The sequence below is a fragment of the Dysgonomonas sp. UBA7710 genome (assembly GCF_002482385.1).
GTDB lineage: Bacteria > Bacteroidota > Bacteroidia > Bacteroidales > Dysgonomonadaceae > Dysgonomonas.
The window spans coordinates 126,436-141,127 of record NZ_DLFW01000035.1 but is presented as its reverse complement, the minus strand read 5'-3'; the positions used below and the strand labels follow the sequence as shown (position 1 = coordinate 141,127).

15 protein-coding genes are annotated in these 14,692 nt (G+C 42.8%); 2 read left to right on the top strand and 13 right to left on the bottom strand.

Annotated elements, in window-relative coordinates; translation table 11 throughout:
• From B3317_RS11140 to B3317_RS11125, 4 genes are all read right to left on the bottom strand, one after another.
• On the bottom strand, positions 1-704 hold a 704-nt coding region (locus B3317_RS11140), incomplete at its 3' end, for a TolC family protein (RefSeq protein ID WP_291111452.1).
• A 6-nt stretch (positions 705-710) separates the two neighbouring features.
• Positions 711-3,842 carry an efflux RND transporter permease subunit gene (locus tag B3317_RS11135; RefSeq protein WP_120182565.1) on the bottom strand — a complete coding sequence of 1,044 codons (3,132 nt, stop codon included), beginning with the start codon at positions 3,840-3,842 and terminating at the stop codon, positions 711-713.
• 3 nt (positions 3,843-3,845) lie between these two features.
• Entirely contained in the window at positions 3,846-4,916 is a 1,071-nt protein-coding gene (locus B3317_RS11130; RefSeq protein WP_120182564.1) for an efflux RND transporter periplasmic adaptor subunit, read from the bottom strand.
• Between the two features lie 238 nt (positions 4,917-5,154).
• Positions 5,155-5,745 (bottom strand): helix-turn-helix domain-containing protein, encoded by a 591-nt coding sequence (locus tag B3317_RS11125; RefSeq protein ID WP_120182563.1) that lies wholly within the window; start codon positions 5,743-5,745, stop codon positions 5,155-5,157.
• 207 nt (positions 5,746-5,952) lie between these two features.
• Here B3317_RS11125 and B3317_RS11120 point away from each other — a divergent pair, with 207 nt between their 5' ends.
• Together B3317_RS11120 and B3317_RS11115 are read left to right on the top strand one after the other, a co-directional pair.
• Complete coding sequence (locus B3317_RS11120; RefSeq protein WP_050377136.1) at positions 5,953-6,219, top strand: hypothetical protein; 267 nt, start codon at positions 5,953-5,955, stop codon at positions 6,217-6,219.
• Positions 6,220-6,264: 45 nt separating this feature from the next.
• Positions 6,265-6,576, top strand: a complete 312-nt coding sequence (locus tag B3317_RS11115) for a hypothetical protein (protein WP_120182562.1) — start codon at positions 6,265-6,267, stop codon at positions 6,574-6,576.
• 65 nt (positions 6,577-6,641) lie between these two features.
• Here the strand turns inward: B3317_RS11115 and B3317_RS11110 are convergent, their stop codons facing one another.
• The 9 genes from B3317_RS11110 to B3317_RS11070 all read right to left on the bottom strand — a co-directional run bounded on the left by B3317_RS11110 (position 6,642) and on the right by B3317_RS11070 (position 14,506).
• Positions 6,642-7,712 (bottom strand): flavin reductase family protein, encoded by a 1,071-nt coding sequence (locus B3317_RS11110; protein ID WP_249601191.1) that lies wholly within the window; start codon positions 7,710-7,712, stop codon positions 6,642-6,644.
• Positions 7,713-7,813: 101 nt separating this feature from the next.
• A complete protein-coding gene (locus tag B3317_RS11105) occupies positions 7,814-8,230 on the bottom strand; it encodes a helix-turn-helix domain-containing protein (protein ID WP_120182560.1) in 417 nt (138 codons plus the stop codon).
• Positions 8,231-8,335: 105 nt separating this feature from the next.
• Positions 8,336-8,581 (bottom strand): heavy-metal-associated domain-containing protein, encoded by a 246-nt coding sequence (locus B3317_RS11100; RefSeq protein WP_091520400.1) that lies wholly within the window; start codon positions 8,579-8,581, stop codon positions 8,336-8,338.
• A 108-nt stretch (positions 8,582-8,689) separates the two neighbouring features.
• Positions 8,690-9,199: a plastocyanin/azurin family copper-binding protein gene (locus B3317_RS11095; protein WP_120182559.1), complete on the bottom strand. Its 510-nt coding sequence runs from the start codon at positions 9,197-9,199 to the stop codon at positions 8,690-8,692.
• A 169-nt stretch (positions 9,200-9,368) separates the two neighbouring features.
• Entirely contained in the window at positions 9,369-9,707 is a 339-nt protein-coding gene (locus B3317_RS11090; RefSeq protein WP_066436100.1) for a four-helix bundle copper-binding protein, read from the bottom strand.
• Between the two features lie 251 nt (positions 9,708-9,958).
• On the bottom strand, positions 9,959-10,348 hold the full coding sequence (locus B3317_RS11085; RefSeq protein ID WP_120182558.1) for a hypothetical protein: 390 nt from the start codon (positions 10,346-10,348) through the stop codon (positions 9,959-9,961).
• A gap of 48 nt (positions 10,349-10,396) precedes the next feature.
• Entirely contained in the window at positions 10,397-11,353 is a 957-nt protein-coding gene (locus B3317_RS11080) for a cation diffusion facilitator family transporter (RefSeq protein ID WP_120182557.1), read from the bottom strand.
• An 87-nt stretch (positions 11,354-11,440) separates the two neighbouring features.
• A complete protein-coding gene (locus tag B3317_RS11075; RefSeq protein WP_291111438.1) occupies positions 11,441-13,852 on the bottom strand; it encodes a heavy metal translocating P-type ATPase in 2,412 nt (803 codons plus the stop codon).
• 90 nt (positions 13,853-13,942) lie between these two features.
• On the bottom strand, positions 13,943-14,506 hold the full coding sequence (locus B3317_RS11070; protein WP_120182555.1) for a helix-turn-helix domain-containing protein: 564 nt from the start codon (positions 14,504-14,506) through the stop codon (positions 13,943-13,945).
• Positions 14,507-14,692: the final 186 nt, after the last annotated feature.

Below are 14,692 nucleotides of genomic sequence, written 5' to 3'. Positions count from 1 at the left end.
CCCGTACTCAATGTATCGGCTACCTCTATACCTGTCGGGGCTTCTATCCCGATTAACTGGCTCAATCTTCTTTTTGCCAGGATGAGCTTATTCTCAGCAGCCTGCGAACGGGCTTCGTTTTCGTTCTGGAGTACCTTTGCCCGTAATACATCGTTTTTGTAAATCAATCCTGCTTCAAACTGGTTGTTCAGGAATGTGTAATGCGAAGCCAGTTGCTTTTTAACCTGCTGTTCCAGTTTGATTTCTTCCTTTGCCTGCACCACAAGCCAGTAAGCGGTTTCGGTAGCCAGTAATACTTCGTCTTCCACCAATCGTTGTTGTGCATTGCTCATCTGTATATTGGTTTCTGCCATTTGCCTGCCGTACTTAATCTTACCGCCTGTATAAATCGGCTGTGTAATGCTGACCATCGGTGCAAACCCATATTCGGGCAGCATTGTGTTCAATGGTTCGCCAAAGTAAAAGGCGGTTGCCGAAGCATCCAGTTTTGGTCTGCCCGCCACATCCGCAATCAGTTTGTCAGATTGGGTGGCAATTACGTCTTCTTTAGCTTTGCCTATTCTGTTATTGTTTTTTAATGCCAGTTCTTTGCTTTCCGCAAGGGTTAGCTGCTGTTGTGCAAAGAGGTTGTTTGTTCCCTGCAAAAGAACGAAACCGCATATAAAAACCTTTATGACTGTTTTATATCTTTTCTGTAACATCATCCCTTTTTATGATAAATATTTTTGGTGGTGAACATCGGTATCGGTATTGCGCTCGTGCTGTTCATCCGATTGTTTGTTTTTAGGTGGTTTTACGAACCTGTAATACAGTACCGGAACGATAAATAATGTGGTAATCATTGATACCAGAATACCGATTGAAATGGTACTTGAAATCGGTCCCCATTCCGGCGAGCCACTCGCCATTAACGGTATCAAACCGATTGCTGCCGCCATTGAGGTAAGGAAGATTGGTCGCATTCTTCGTTTAGCTGCAAACAGGGCTGCTTCTCTAATCGTATGACCGTGCTCCCTTACCAGTTCATCTGCATAGTCCACGAGGATAATCCCGTTACGGACTACGATACCCAGTAAGGCGGTAATACCGATGATTGCCATAAACCCGAACTCGTACCCTGTAAGGAACAAGCCCAACATTGCGCCCAGTAAACTCAACGGGAACGAAGCCAGTACAATGAATACTTTACCCACACGCTTGAACTGGAATAACAGCACAAGGAAGATGAGAACGAAACTTATCATAAAAGCCTTTCCCATTTTGGGACCGCTTTCCAGTCCATCCTCATACTCGCCGCCGTAGGCAATCTTAATGCCTTTCGGCAGTTTCAGGCTGTCAATTTTAGGCTGTACTTCTGCAAATACTTCTGCGGGTTTTCTGCCCAACTGCGCTTCGGAAGAAACGGTTAAGGTTCTTAACCCGTTACGGTGTACAATAGCCCCAGTATGCCACGACGGTTGTAAATCTACCACCTGCTTTAGAGGAACCTTAGCACCGAATGTTGAATTGATGTACATATTGCCCAAAGCATCCAGATTTTCCCTGTCGCTTTCGTCTGTACGCAATACAATGTCGATGGCTTTATTGCCCTCCCACATCTGCGATACCGGGTATCCTTTTATCTTTGCACCCAATGCCTGTGCTATCTGCGCTTTGGTAACGCCCAAACGCAAGGCTACATCTTCTTTAACCACGGCTTTCAGCCCTACATAATCATTCTGATAATCGGTGCGCACCCAGTTAGAACCTTTAGTGTTTTCCAGTAATGCTGCAACCTGCTTGGCTACTTTTTTCTGCTCGGTCATATCCTTGCCAATCACACGGATTTCAATCGGTGCGGGCTGCTGCTTCTTGCTTAGCTGCCTAACCCGCACATAACCGTTCGGCAGGTAGTTGTTGAATTTCTGTACATACTCGTCTATCATTTCTGCCGTTGCATCTTTGCTTGTGGTATTGATGAATACCTGCGCAAAGTTTTCCCGTGGGTGCTCCGGTGCATAGGTAGAGTAGAAACGTGGCGAGCTTGTACCGATAAAACTTGCTGTGTTTACAATGCGCTTATCGCCTGCAATTTCCTTTTCTATCTTCTTAACGGCTGCTTCGGTTTCGTGGATATTCGTACCGTTATCCATCCACAATTCAAGGTTGAACTGGTTTCTTTCCACGATAGGGAAAAATTCGGTTTTAACCTGACTACCTACCACGAAAGACAGTAAGAAGATAACCAAACCTGCTACCAACGTAGTTTTCTGCCATTTCATACAGAACTCGATTGCCCGGTCGAAACCGTCCTGCATCCGGTCTAAGAAATTGCGTTTTTTGGGTTTATCATCGTGCTTTTTCAATCCTTTTTTCAGGAAGTGGTAACACATATACGGCGTAAGGAACAAGGCTACAAGGAACGAAACTGCCAAAGCTATGCTTACGGTAATCGGTATCCATTGCACAAACTCTCTCGTAAGCCCGGTAAGCGTAAATGCCAACGGCAGAAACGATAGGACAATGGTAAGCGTAGCCGTGAAAATGGGAACCATCAACTGCGTGGCACTCTGCCAGGCGGCAGTCCACGACGGTATTTTTTCGTCCACTTTCTCGATGTAATTATCCACTACGATAATGGCATCATCGACCACCATCCCCAGTACGATAATCATTGCCGCCAAACTAACCTGGTGCATTTCGATACCCAACAAATTGAGGATAGCAAATGTTACGGCAATGGTAACGGGTGCTGCAATGGCTGAAATGGTGGCAACCCTGAACGGCAGCAGGAGCATTACGACCAAGATAACGGCTGCAATGGCGATACCGAACTCGATAAAGAAATGCCCCAAATTCATATCAACCACTTCGGGTTGGTCAACAATGGTGCTGACCTGCACATCTGATGGCAGGATTTCTTTTACTTCAGCAACTTTCTGTGTCAGCGCATTACCCAAATCGACAATGTTCTGTCCGGGCTGCATTTCTACGGTCAGCATCATTACATCGTTTCCTGAAACGGTAATTTTGCTTTTCAGGTCTTCATATCTTCTCTCGATGTTGGCTATATCCCGCAAACGGATATTGCCGCCCTGCGGGGAACTATATACAATCAGGTTCCCGATTTCATTTTCATTCTGATACTGCGCATCCGTGAAAATAAGGAAACGGTTTTTGTCAATTTCAATATCGCCACTCGGAATAGTTACATTCTGTTGGCTTAATGTGTTTGTGATTTCGTTGATACCGAAACCGTATTGCTTCAATACATCTTCTCGCAGGGTAATAAATACCTGCTGCTTCTGTCCGCCGTAACGCTTGATTTTGGAAACGGACGGTATCGTCTTAATGCCGTCTTCCAGTTCATCCAAATAGTTTTCCAACTGGGCGTAAGAACGACCGGGGGCTGATACGGCAATCATCTGAACAACCACATCGCCGAAATCGCTGTTCACATACGGTCCCTGTACGCCCCGTGGCAATGCTAAAGGCATATTGGCATCCAAACCGTGCTGTAAAGTATTCCAGAATTTTTTGGTGTCCTTTACATAGTCCTGCAATTCTACCGTTACAACCACCTGTCCGGGCTTACTTTCCGAATGGGTTTTTTCTTTTTTGATTTCCTCGAAACCGAACAGGTATTGTTCCAGCTTGTCGGTTACTTCTTTCTCTATCTGCTCTTCGTCGGCTCCGGGGTAGAAAGCCACAACAAGCCCCTGTCTAACTGTTACACGGGGGTCTTCACTTCTCGGCATCGTCATTAATGAAATCAACCCGGCAAGCACCATAATAACGGTAATCGCTATCGGTACTTGCGGAAATTTCATTGCCGCTTCAATGAGGTTTATCTTTCTTTTCATAAATTATTCAGATTTTGGGGCTGATGCTGTTACCGATGTAGTTTGCGCTTTTACTTTCTGCCCGTCTTTCACGTTGTTTTGCCCGGCAAGGATAATGGTCTGGCTTTCGTTAAGACCATCGGTTATAATAACCGCATCGCCTACGATTTTGCCCACTGTAACCCTTTTCAGCTTTGCTGTGTTATTCTTATCCACCACGTACACGTGCGGGATTTTATCTACATTGTTGATGATGGCGGTAAGTGGTACACGTACCTGCTTAACCTTTACCGGAACGCCTGCAAGCACTTCGGTAATCATTCCCGGCATCAGCACGCCGCCCGGATTGGCCAAGCGTACTTTAAGGGTAAATGCTTTTGAAATTTCATCAGCTACGGGATTAATGATTGTGATTTTACCCGTAAAATTGCGTTGCAATGTAGGAATGTTCACATCTACCTGCATCCCTTGTTTAAAGCTGCCGATTTCGCTTTCGGGTACGGCAAACTGAGCATATACCATATCTGTTTTTACAATGGTAAAGGCAGGAACGCCCGGTGCTGCCATACCGCCAACCTCGGCAGTTTTCACGGTAATGATACCATTGGTAGGCGAATGCAAACGGCTGTCGGCAATGCGCTTGCGGTTGATTTTTTTATTGGCCTCTGCCTGCGCTACTTTGGTTTTGATGTCGATGTAATCCTTTTCAGGGAAACTTCCTTTTTTGTACAGTTCATCAAATCTTCTGAACGCATCCTGGCTCTGCTCTAAACTGGCATTGGCAATCTGCAATGCTGCTTCGTACTCGGTGGCATCAATGCTTGCAAGGAACTGTCCTTTGCTCACTCGCTGCCCCTCATTCACACCCACGCTGTTAATCGTGCCGGGAACGGCAAAACTTACGGTGGTCATATTGTCGGGAACAATGGAACCCGAATAGGAAACGGATTGCTCGGTTTCCGAACTGTTGATAGTGGCTACGGTTACTACCGGAGGCTCATCTTTTAACTGTTTTTCTTTTTTTTGTTTGCAACTCTGTATCAATCCGGCTCCGATAAGGAAGAGGGATAACAAACCAATTTTACTTGTTCTCATCTTACATTTATTTTGTTACGCTTCTTTGTTTAGTTAAACTTTGAAAATTTTAAATACAGAGGCAAAGGTCGGGTTACAGATAAGGTGCAGCTATACGAAATGACGGGTAAAAGTTGTGAAATTTACTTTTTTGATTTGGTGGTATCTGCCTGAAACAAACAGAGCTACTGATGTTTCAGTAGCTCCGATGCCTGCATTAAAAAAATAGCAAAATGCTTGGGGATGGATTGAAAAACCCTTAATGCGGGGTTTGCGCTTCGTCCATCTGCATAGTAACGGCTTGCCCGTGTTCCTGCTTTACCTGCTTGAAATAGCTTGATGTAAAGCCCGTGTGTTTTTTCAACTGGTTGGAAAGGTATGCCTGACTGCTGTACCCCAGTACGTGGGCAATCTCGGTCAGCGACATTTCGGTATGTACCAAAAGGTCTTTTACTTTTTCAATCTTCCGACGAATGATGTACTTTTCGAGTGTAATTCCCTCCACTGAAGAGAATAAGGCACTCAATGTATCGTAGTTCTTGTGCAGCTTGCCACTGATTAAGGTTGTGAATTTGGTAGGTTTGCCGCTTTGCAGTTGCAACGTGATACCTTTCTCCACCAACTCTTTTATCCTGTTTATTGTCTTTTGGTTTTTGTTGTACATCAGTTCCAAGCCGATGCCTTTCAGCATCGTTTTGATTACTCCCAACTTCTGCGAAAAGTCTGTCGTATCCTTTATGATGGCTTGCCCCAGTTTTATATCCAAAACCTCAAAACCCAACGCTGTCAATTCCTGTTCAAGAACATAGGTACATCTATTACACACCATTCCTTTTATTAATAGTGTCATAGCTTCTAAAATGTATAAGTTCCTTTATTCAATGGTCAAAATTCTGCATTTGTCCCCGACAAACTATTATGATATTCCGGCTTTGTTTTGTGAAATTTTATGAAAATCGGTGCAGTAACATTAAATATCATAAACTAAACAAGGAAAAGTACATAGCTACTTCCGACCATCTTACGGAATTTTGTAACAGACAACATCCGTATAAAAATGAAGAACAAAAAGAGCAACGAACATCAGGTTTTAAAGGTGCTGAAAGATTACAACGCAGGCAAAAGCGGACTGGAACTTTTCGAGAAATACGGCGTTTACGGCACGAACATTTTTGAACTGAAACACAAATACAAGGATTTAGGGATGGATATTCTTGTAGAATTGGTAAATTTAAACGAAGAAAACAGCAGGCTGAAAACAATGTATGCCGAACTGTGCATACAGCACCGGAAGCTCAAAGACCTACTGAAAGAAGATTTCTGACAGGAAAGTAGGGAACGGTAAGCAGCAATTTAAAATACTATTACTATGACAAATGTAACGTACAAATACGCTACGGTTTTGGTAGCGATACAGAACCTACGCAACGAGGGGTATAACGTGGATTTCAACCTCGAAGAGAACTGTTTAATCTGCGGCGGTAACAAATATACCAATGATGATTTTGAGATTGAGCAGGTCTATCGCTATGAGGGCGAAAGCAACCCAAGCGATGAGGCTACGGTATATGGCATTGCCTCGAAAGACGGTTTAAAAGGAATTTTGGTTACGGCTTATGGTGCTTATACCGATAGTATGAGTACGGCAATGCTCCGCAAACTGGCACTAAAAAAAGAATGATAAAACAACAAGGGCAAAACAGCAGCTATAAAAAGCTGTAATTTTGCCCTCTTTCTATATGGATATTACTGTACCGTAACACAAACATCCGCATTCATCGGGTAGCTTTGGCACAGCAAAATTATTCCCTCTGCCATATCCTGTTCTGTCAGTGCCCCGTTATGGAGCATCCGAACTTCGCCATCGGTTTTTACTGCCCAACAAGCCCCGCAGGTTCCATTCTTACAGGAACTCGCCACTTTGATATGGTGCTCTTTCATCGCATCCAGAAGCGACTGCTTCGGCTGCACCTCAATGAGCGATGTGCATTCATACGTTTGCTTTTCCTCGTTCTCGTAGTAATCCTCGTAATAGTTTACAATCACATCCTTAACAGTACCGTCCGTTTCCAAATCGCCCGCATTCTCCGGAACCGGGTCGAAGTATTCCAAATGGATATGGTCTTCGGGAATGTTCAAACCCGTTAATGCATCCCGGTATAAATCCATCAGCCCATTGGGTCCGCAGATGTAATAATGGGCTTCAGCAACCTCGCCAACCAGTCTTTTAATGACCGAACGTAAAACAAGCAGATTGAACCTGCCTGCAACGTGGTTGAGTTTGGTGGAAATAAAATCAGGTGTAGTAAAGGAATAACAAATATTCAATTCTTGCGCTGCCTGCATCGCTTCCAGTTCATTCCAAAATATGGTTTCTTCCGGTGTTTTATTGCTGTACACCAGTAAGGGTATTTGATTGCTGTTTTCAACGCTTTTCAGCATTGCATATAACGGAGAAATACCGCTACCGCCTGCCAGTAAAACAATTTGGGATTGCTCGGCTATCGGTTTTTCTAAAACAAAGCTGCCAAATGGGGCTTCTATTTCCCAGGTTTCGATGTTGTCTGCATTATCTAAGATGTAATTGCTCATCTTTCCACCTGTAACCCTTTTAATAGTAATGGCGGGAAATTCGTCAGACGGCACAGAACTGAACGAATACGAACGTATGAGCAGTTCGCCGTTTACGGTAAGCCTGATGTTGAGGTACTGACCGGGCAGGTAGGTAAACGCCTGCTGCTCCGTGTCAAAGTATAGAGTAATGGTATCTTCGGTTTCCTTTATAATTTTATGTGTTCGCCACGTGTATTTCTTCATCCCTCGGTTTTTCCTGTCTTGCATTGCTGATAAAAAGAAAACCTCTGCTCCTGTACACAAAGCGAGGTTTCATAAAGACTTCTAGTTTGCTGTTCTGATAATTATAGTTCGTTTTGCTTTTCCTGTTGTCTTCTGATGATTTCGAGCTTGTTTTTTCTTATCTGCTTAAAATGGGCAGACGTTAATCCCGTATAGGTCATTAATTGCTCGGATAGTTCCGTCGGCTTTTGATAGCCTAACGCTTTTGCGATTTGTGACAGCGATTGCTCGGTGTACACCAGTAACTCTTTTACCTTTTCGATAATGCGCCTGATATAGATAATTTCAAGGCTCATATCACATTTAACAAGAAACAGATTGTTCAACTGGTGATAATCTGCTTTCAATTCGTTTGTAAGCTGTACGGCAAACGGTGCAGATTTACCTGTGTCCAATCTGTTCTGTATAATCCGGTCTGCTACATTGCAAACTTTCGTCATTATCTCCGAACAGTCGCCTGAATTTTGTTTCTGTAACATTGCTTTTTATTTATGGAACGAGATTTAACTGTTTCATACGGTGGGTAGCTTTGGTAAAAAATACCGGAGAAGTACTGGTGTACTTGCTCCGGGACTGTCCAAAACTTATCCGCAGCATCCTGTTGAACAACTTGAAGCCTTTTCGCTGTCGTCGCCGCCAACTTTGTAGCCTGCTTTTTCAATCGCCTCAACCAACTCTTCTTTCACTTCGTCGTTTTCAACTGAAACAGATAATTTTCCTGCTTCCAGTTTTTCTACTTTAATGCCGTCAATATCTTTGATTGCTCCGTTTACTCTCGACTGGCAGTGTGCACTTTGCATATCTGGTATGCTTAATTCTACATTTTTCATTTTGAACTTATTTTTTATTGTGATACAAATTTCCGTATTAAACGGGGTGTTACTATTATGGTATTCCCTGTAAGATTTGTGATTTTTACTGATTTTGAAATCGCCGTTCTATTCCACGATTAATTTACCTTTCATATAGATGTAATGACCGGGAAATGAGCACAGGAAATCATACGAGCCTTTTGCCGGAGCCGTAAAGGTAATTTCTGTGGTTTGCCCACCGCCAATCATATCCGTTTTTGCGATTACGGCGTTTTCCATTCCTTTAGGTATGTAGCCGTTGTCCTTAGCATCTATCGCAGCATTGGCAAAAGCGTTGAAGTCTGTGCCCTGGGCAAGTATAACAACATTGTGCCCCATTGCCTCAATCGGTGCTTTTCCGATGTGCTTTAAAATGAGCTTTAAGGTTTCGCCTGCTTTGGCTTTCAGTTCGGTTTTGTCGAATTTCATATCATCGCCGCCGCTAATGGTAATTACATTTTCGTTCCCTGTTTCTGCGGGGGCAACTGTTTCTTCTATTACAGGCTGATTGCTCTCCTGTGTGGTCTTGTCTTTTTGCTGATTGTTGTTACAGGCAGTAAATGCGATTACCGACAATGCTAACACTAACTTTTTCATTTCTATTTGAGATTTTATTTTGTTGTCTGATAGTGCAAATTTCAGTACATAAGGTCACTTCCTCATTACGCTTTTCCGTGTTTGATTTGTGATATTTACTGATTGGACAGGGCACAAAAAAGAGGGCTGCAAGAACCCTCTGAATTTTAAACAAAAAAAAATGCCAGTATTACGCTGCCATTTCCTCACAAGCCTTTGCACAAGCTCTGCACGCTTCTGCACATTCTTTACAATGCTCCATACCCATTGCAGCGTGTTTCTCACACTCTTCAGCACAAGCGTTGCAAATGTCAGCACATAGTTTGCAAATCTCTTTGCTAAATTTACCATCAAGACTTAATACGTTTGCTGCCGCTTGGCAAATAGCTGCACATTCCAGGTCTAACTGGATACATTTTTTTACGTGTGCAACATCATCTTCATTTAAACAAGCGATGGCACATTGGTTACAGATAGCTACGCACTTCAGGCAAGCCTCGATACACGATTGAAATTTTGTTTGTATCATAATATAAAATTTAAAAAATTAAGAAAATAGATTTTATACTGTTTCTAACAAATATCAGTCCCTTGCAAAAGAAATGCTTTGTAAAATTCCTTGTTTGAATTGTAAGATTTACTGATTTGATATTTCTTAATATCAGGCTATATAAATAAAACCTGCCTAATATTATTTCTGTAAAGAATTAGAATAAAAAAAACGACAGTCCCAATTAAGGAACCGCCGTTTTAGCAAACGCAATAAAGCTAAGTTCTATATTATTTTTTCAGTTTGTCGGCAGGAGGATTGTAATCGGCCAATGTTGTTACCCTTACGGTATCAACCCCGGTAATATCCCAAGTGATAGGTATCATAGTCATATACTCACATTTCGGACACATATCACCCTCTGAACCTATCATTTCTTTATGACCAGGACAGCCTGTAATCAAATCTCCGTGGGCATCAATCAGCTCGCCTTTTTCGTTCCTGTCTTTTGCTGTAATTTTTTCGGTGGTTTTTTCAACCACCTGTTCCGTAGCGTGGTCGTGCCCGTCGCCCTCGGTGTGTGCGTGTCCGTCTTTTGCTGTTTTGGTATCGCCCCCGCAAGATGCTAAGAAAATCGCTAACGAGGCGAATGCACCTATTAATAATTTGTTTACTTTCATTTCTATTTATTTTTTAGAGATTAAAAACTTGATTTTATTCCAGCAAGATTAATGAGTATGCTGGTCGTGCCCTGACGGTTCAGCCTTTACAATACATAATACCGAATTATCGTGTAGATGTGCTGATGTTTCCAACTGGATGGTAACGTGATGAATATTCATATGCTCTAATTCGTGTTCTACTTTACGAAGTAATATTTCACTTTCTCCAATAGTCATTTTTTCATTTACAACGGCGTGGCACGTAAGTGCATTCAAGCCACTTGTAATTGTCCAAATATGCAGGTCGTGGATACTTTTAATACCATCGGTATTAAGGATTTTTTCAGTGACCTTATCCACTTCAACATTTTGGGGTGTGCCTTCCATCAATACGTGTACCGATGATTTGGTAACTAAATACCCACTTCTCAATACCAGTATCGAAACGATGATACTTGCCAAAGGGTCTGCCCATCCCCAACCAAAGAACATAATAAGCAATGCGGCGATAATTGCACCAACAGAACCGAGCATATCACTGATTACGTGCAGATAGGCTCCCCGCATATTCAGGTTTTCCTTTACGTCAGCCCCACGCATCATTATCCAGGCTACAAGCACATTAACGAGTAAGCCGATGAATGCCACGATGAGCATACCGCTTGATTGAATTTCCGGCGGGTTCTGGAAGCGTTCTATCGCTTCGTAAATGATATAGGCTGAAATCAGTATCAGCGTTGCGCCATTGATAACCGCCGCTAATATTTCAAATCTTTTGTAGCCGTAGGTCTTGCCGTAGTTGGCAACCTTGCTGCTGAACTTAAATGCCATCAATGCAATGAACAATGATACTGCATCGCTCAACATATGCCCGGCATCGGCTAATAGTGCAAGGCTGTTAGTCAGTAATCCGCCGATTACCTCTACTGCCATATACACCGTAATGATAACCAAGCTAATGGTCAGGGTCTTTTTATTCGCACTGTGCGAGTGGTTGTGCCCGTGGTCGTGGTTGTGCCCCATATTCTATTTATTATTGTTTTGCTGCCGCAAATTTCGGCAGCAAAACATTTTATTTTAGTTCGTTATTCCGTGTTTTATTTGTAAGATTTACTTCTTCCACTTCAAACGTAAACTGTTACTTACTACGCTCACGCTACTTAGAGCCATCGCTGCACCTGCAATCATCGGGTTCAGTAAGAAACCGTTAATCGGGTAAAGAATACCTGCGGCAATCGGAATACCGATAAGGTTGTAGATGAACGCCCAAAACAGATTTTGCTTAATGGTCGCAACGGTCTGTTTTGACAATCTAATCGCCTGCGGGATTTTGGTAAGGTCTGATGAAATGATGGTCATTTTAGCCACGTCCATTGCGATATCCGAACCTTTACCCATTGCGATACTTACATCGGCGGTCGCCAGTGCAGTACTATCGTTGATACCGTCGCCAACCATTGCTACTACTTTGCCTTGCTGTTGCAGTTCTTTCACAAAATCAGCTTTGTGCTGTGGCAAAACTTCGGCTTTGTAATGCTTGATACCAGTTTGCTCGGCGATAGCTTTGGCGGTAGCCTCATTATCTCCCGTCAACATATACAGTTCGATATCCGCATCCTGCATTTCTTTGATAGCCTGTACCGATGTCTCTTTAATTTTGTCGGAAATAGCGATTACAGAAAGAGCTTGTTTACTGTTTGCAAACCATATAACGGTTTTAGACTGTGTGCCCCATTCGTCTGCCTGCTGTTGCAGTTGGTCGGCAATGGTAATGTTGTTTTCGGCTAACAGTTTTTTATTACCTACATAGTAAGTGTCGTTGTTGTAATCGGCTTTTGCGCCTTTACCTGTGATACTGTCGAAGTTTGATAATACCGTTGTAGAAACGCCCTCCAAATTTTTCACAACGGCTTCCGCTAATGGGTGCTCCGATTGCTTTTCAATGCTCAATAAAACATCTTTCGTCGCATCGTCATTGTTCAGCCATTGGATGCCTGTAACCTGTGGTCTTCCCTCGGTAATCGTACCTGTTTTATCCAGTACGATAGCGTTTACTTTCTTCGCTAATTCCAAACTTTCCGCATCTTTAATCAGGATGCCGTTTTCTGCACCCTTACCAACGCCTACCATAATAGCGGTAGGAGTAGCCAAGCCTAAAGCACAAGGACAAGCGATAACCAATACAGTAACGGCTGCTAAAAGACCTTGTACAACACCATTCTCGCCTCCTAAGAAGAACCAAAGAATAAATGTCAGGATAGCAATACCGATTACTACCGGAACGAAAATACCTGCGATTTTATCCACCAGTTTTTGTACGGGTGCTTTACTTCCCTGTGCATCCTGCACCATTTTGATGATTTGGGCAAGCATTGTTTCTTTACCCACTTTTACCGCTTTGAACTGGAAGCTACCTTTTTGGTTGATGGTTCCGGCAAATACCTTTTCGTTTTCCTTTTTCAGTACCGGAACAGGTTCGCCGCTTAGCATACTTTCATCTACATACGAATTGCCCGATACAACTGTACCATCCACCGCAATTTTTTCGCCCGGCTTAACCAAAATAATGTCGCCTGCGTTTACATCTTCGATGGCTTTTTGTCTTTCCGTGCCGTCTGCTTCTATTACGATAACCGTTTTCGGTTGCAAGCCCATCAGCTTTTTAATGGCTGATGAGGTATTGCCTTTGGCTTTTTCTTCCAATAGCTTACCCAATAAAATAAAGGCAACGATTACGGCTGCGGCTTCAAAGTACACGTGTGCGTGTAAACCTCTTTGATGCCAAAAGTCCATAAACAGCATATTGAATACACTGAACAGATAAGCGATACCTGTACTTAATGCGACCAACGTGTCCATATTGGCAGAACGGTGTTTTGCCTGCTTCCACGCATTGATAAAGAAGTCTTTACCTAACCATAAAACTACCGGAGTGGCGAATGCCCACATTATTTCATTACCGTAAGGCATATCCATAAAGAACATACCGATAATGACCACCGGTAGCGATAGGATTACCGCCCAAATGGTTTTGTTTTTAAGTTTTCTGAATTTTTCGGCGTGGATAGCTTCTAAAGTTTCCTGTTGCTTGCTCTCGTCTTCGAGCAATAGGTCATAACCGCCGTCCTGTACCGCTTTCCTGATTTGCTCGGAACTGGTTATATTCGGCAGGAATTCAACGTTAAGGTTTCCCGTACCGTAATTCACTTCGGCACTTACTACGCCCGGCGTATATTTTGCCATACTCTCGGCACTGCCTGCACAAGATGCACAGGTCATACCTAAAACGGGATAAGTCTTTTTAACAGTGGGAACGCCGTAGCCTAAATCTTTAATTGCTTTTACAGCTTCGCCTACTACCTCGTTATCATTAACGGTAATAGCCGCCCGGCGGTTATTTAGCTCTACTTTGTGGGTTTCTACGCCTTTTACCTGTGCCAGTCCTTTTTCGACAATTAATGCACAGTGCTCGCTTTCTACATCCTCTAAAGGAATGTAAATTGTTTCTCTATTGGTTGCCATATTTCGATTGCTTTATTTTCATAATGCAAAGGTGGCAACAAAAAAGAGGAGTTCTATTGTGAAATTCTGGGTTTGATTTGTAAGATTTACTTAAACCTTATCCAGTGGCTTGCGCTTGTCTTCCCGTATCTGCTTGAAATGGCTCGGTGTAAGCCCTGTTACTTTCTTGAACTGGTTGCTCAAATATGCCACGCTCGAATAATTCATACGGTCGGCAATCTCGCTTAACGACAGCTCATCGTACACCAACAGTTCTTTTATCTTTTCTACTTTCTGTGCGATAAAGTACTTCTCAATGGTCGTACCCTCAATATCGGAAAACAGGTTGCTAAGGTAATTGTAATCGTGGTGCAGCGCATCGCTCAACACGTCCGAAAGATTGGTTTTCGCATCGTTGTCCTGATAGTGTACCAGGTCAATGATAACGTTCTTTATTTTCTCAATCATCCGGCTCTTCTTGTCGTCGATGACCTGAAAACCCAAAGGGTCTAAAACGTTTTCCAACGCCTCACGCTCTGCTGTGGTTAAATCTTTTTTAAGGATTATTTCGCCCAGTTTTATATTGGTAGCCTCTATGCCGAGCCTGTCGAGTTCGTTCTGAACTACGAGAATGCAACGGTTGCAGACCATATTTTTGATAAATAATGTACTCATATTTCGCTAAATCACAATTCATTTTGTTGCATCAATACGCAACCACAAATTTAAGATTAAAAATTAAGTATTTGTTGATTATGAGTGACTAAGTGATGCAAATGACGGTTTTCATAGGGGGAAATAGCTAAAATATTCCCCATTGTAGGGGAATATTGGCGGTTAAAGTGCTGTTTATTAATAACC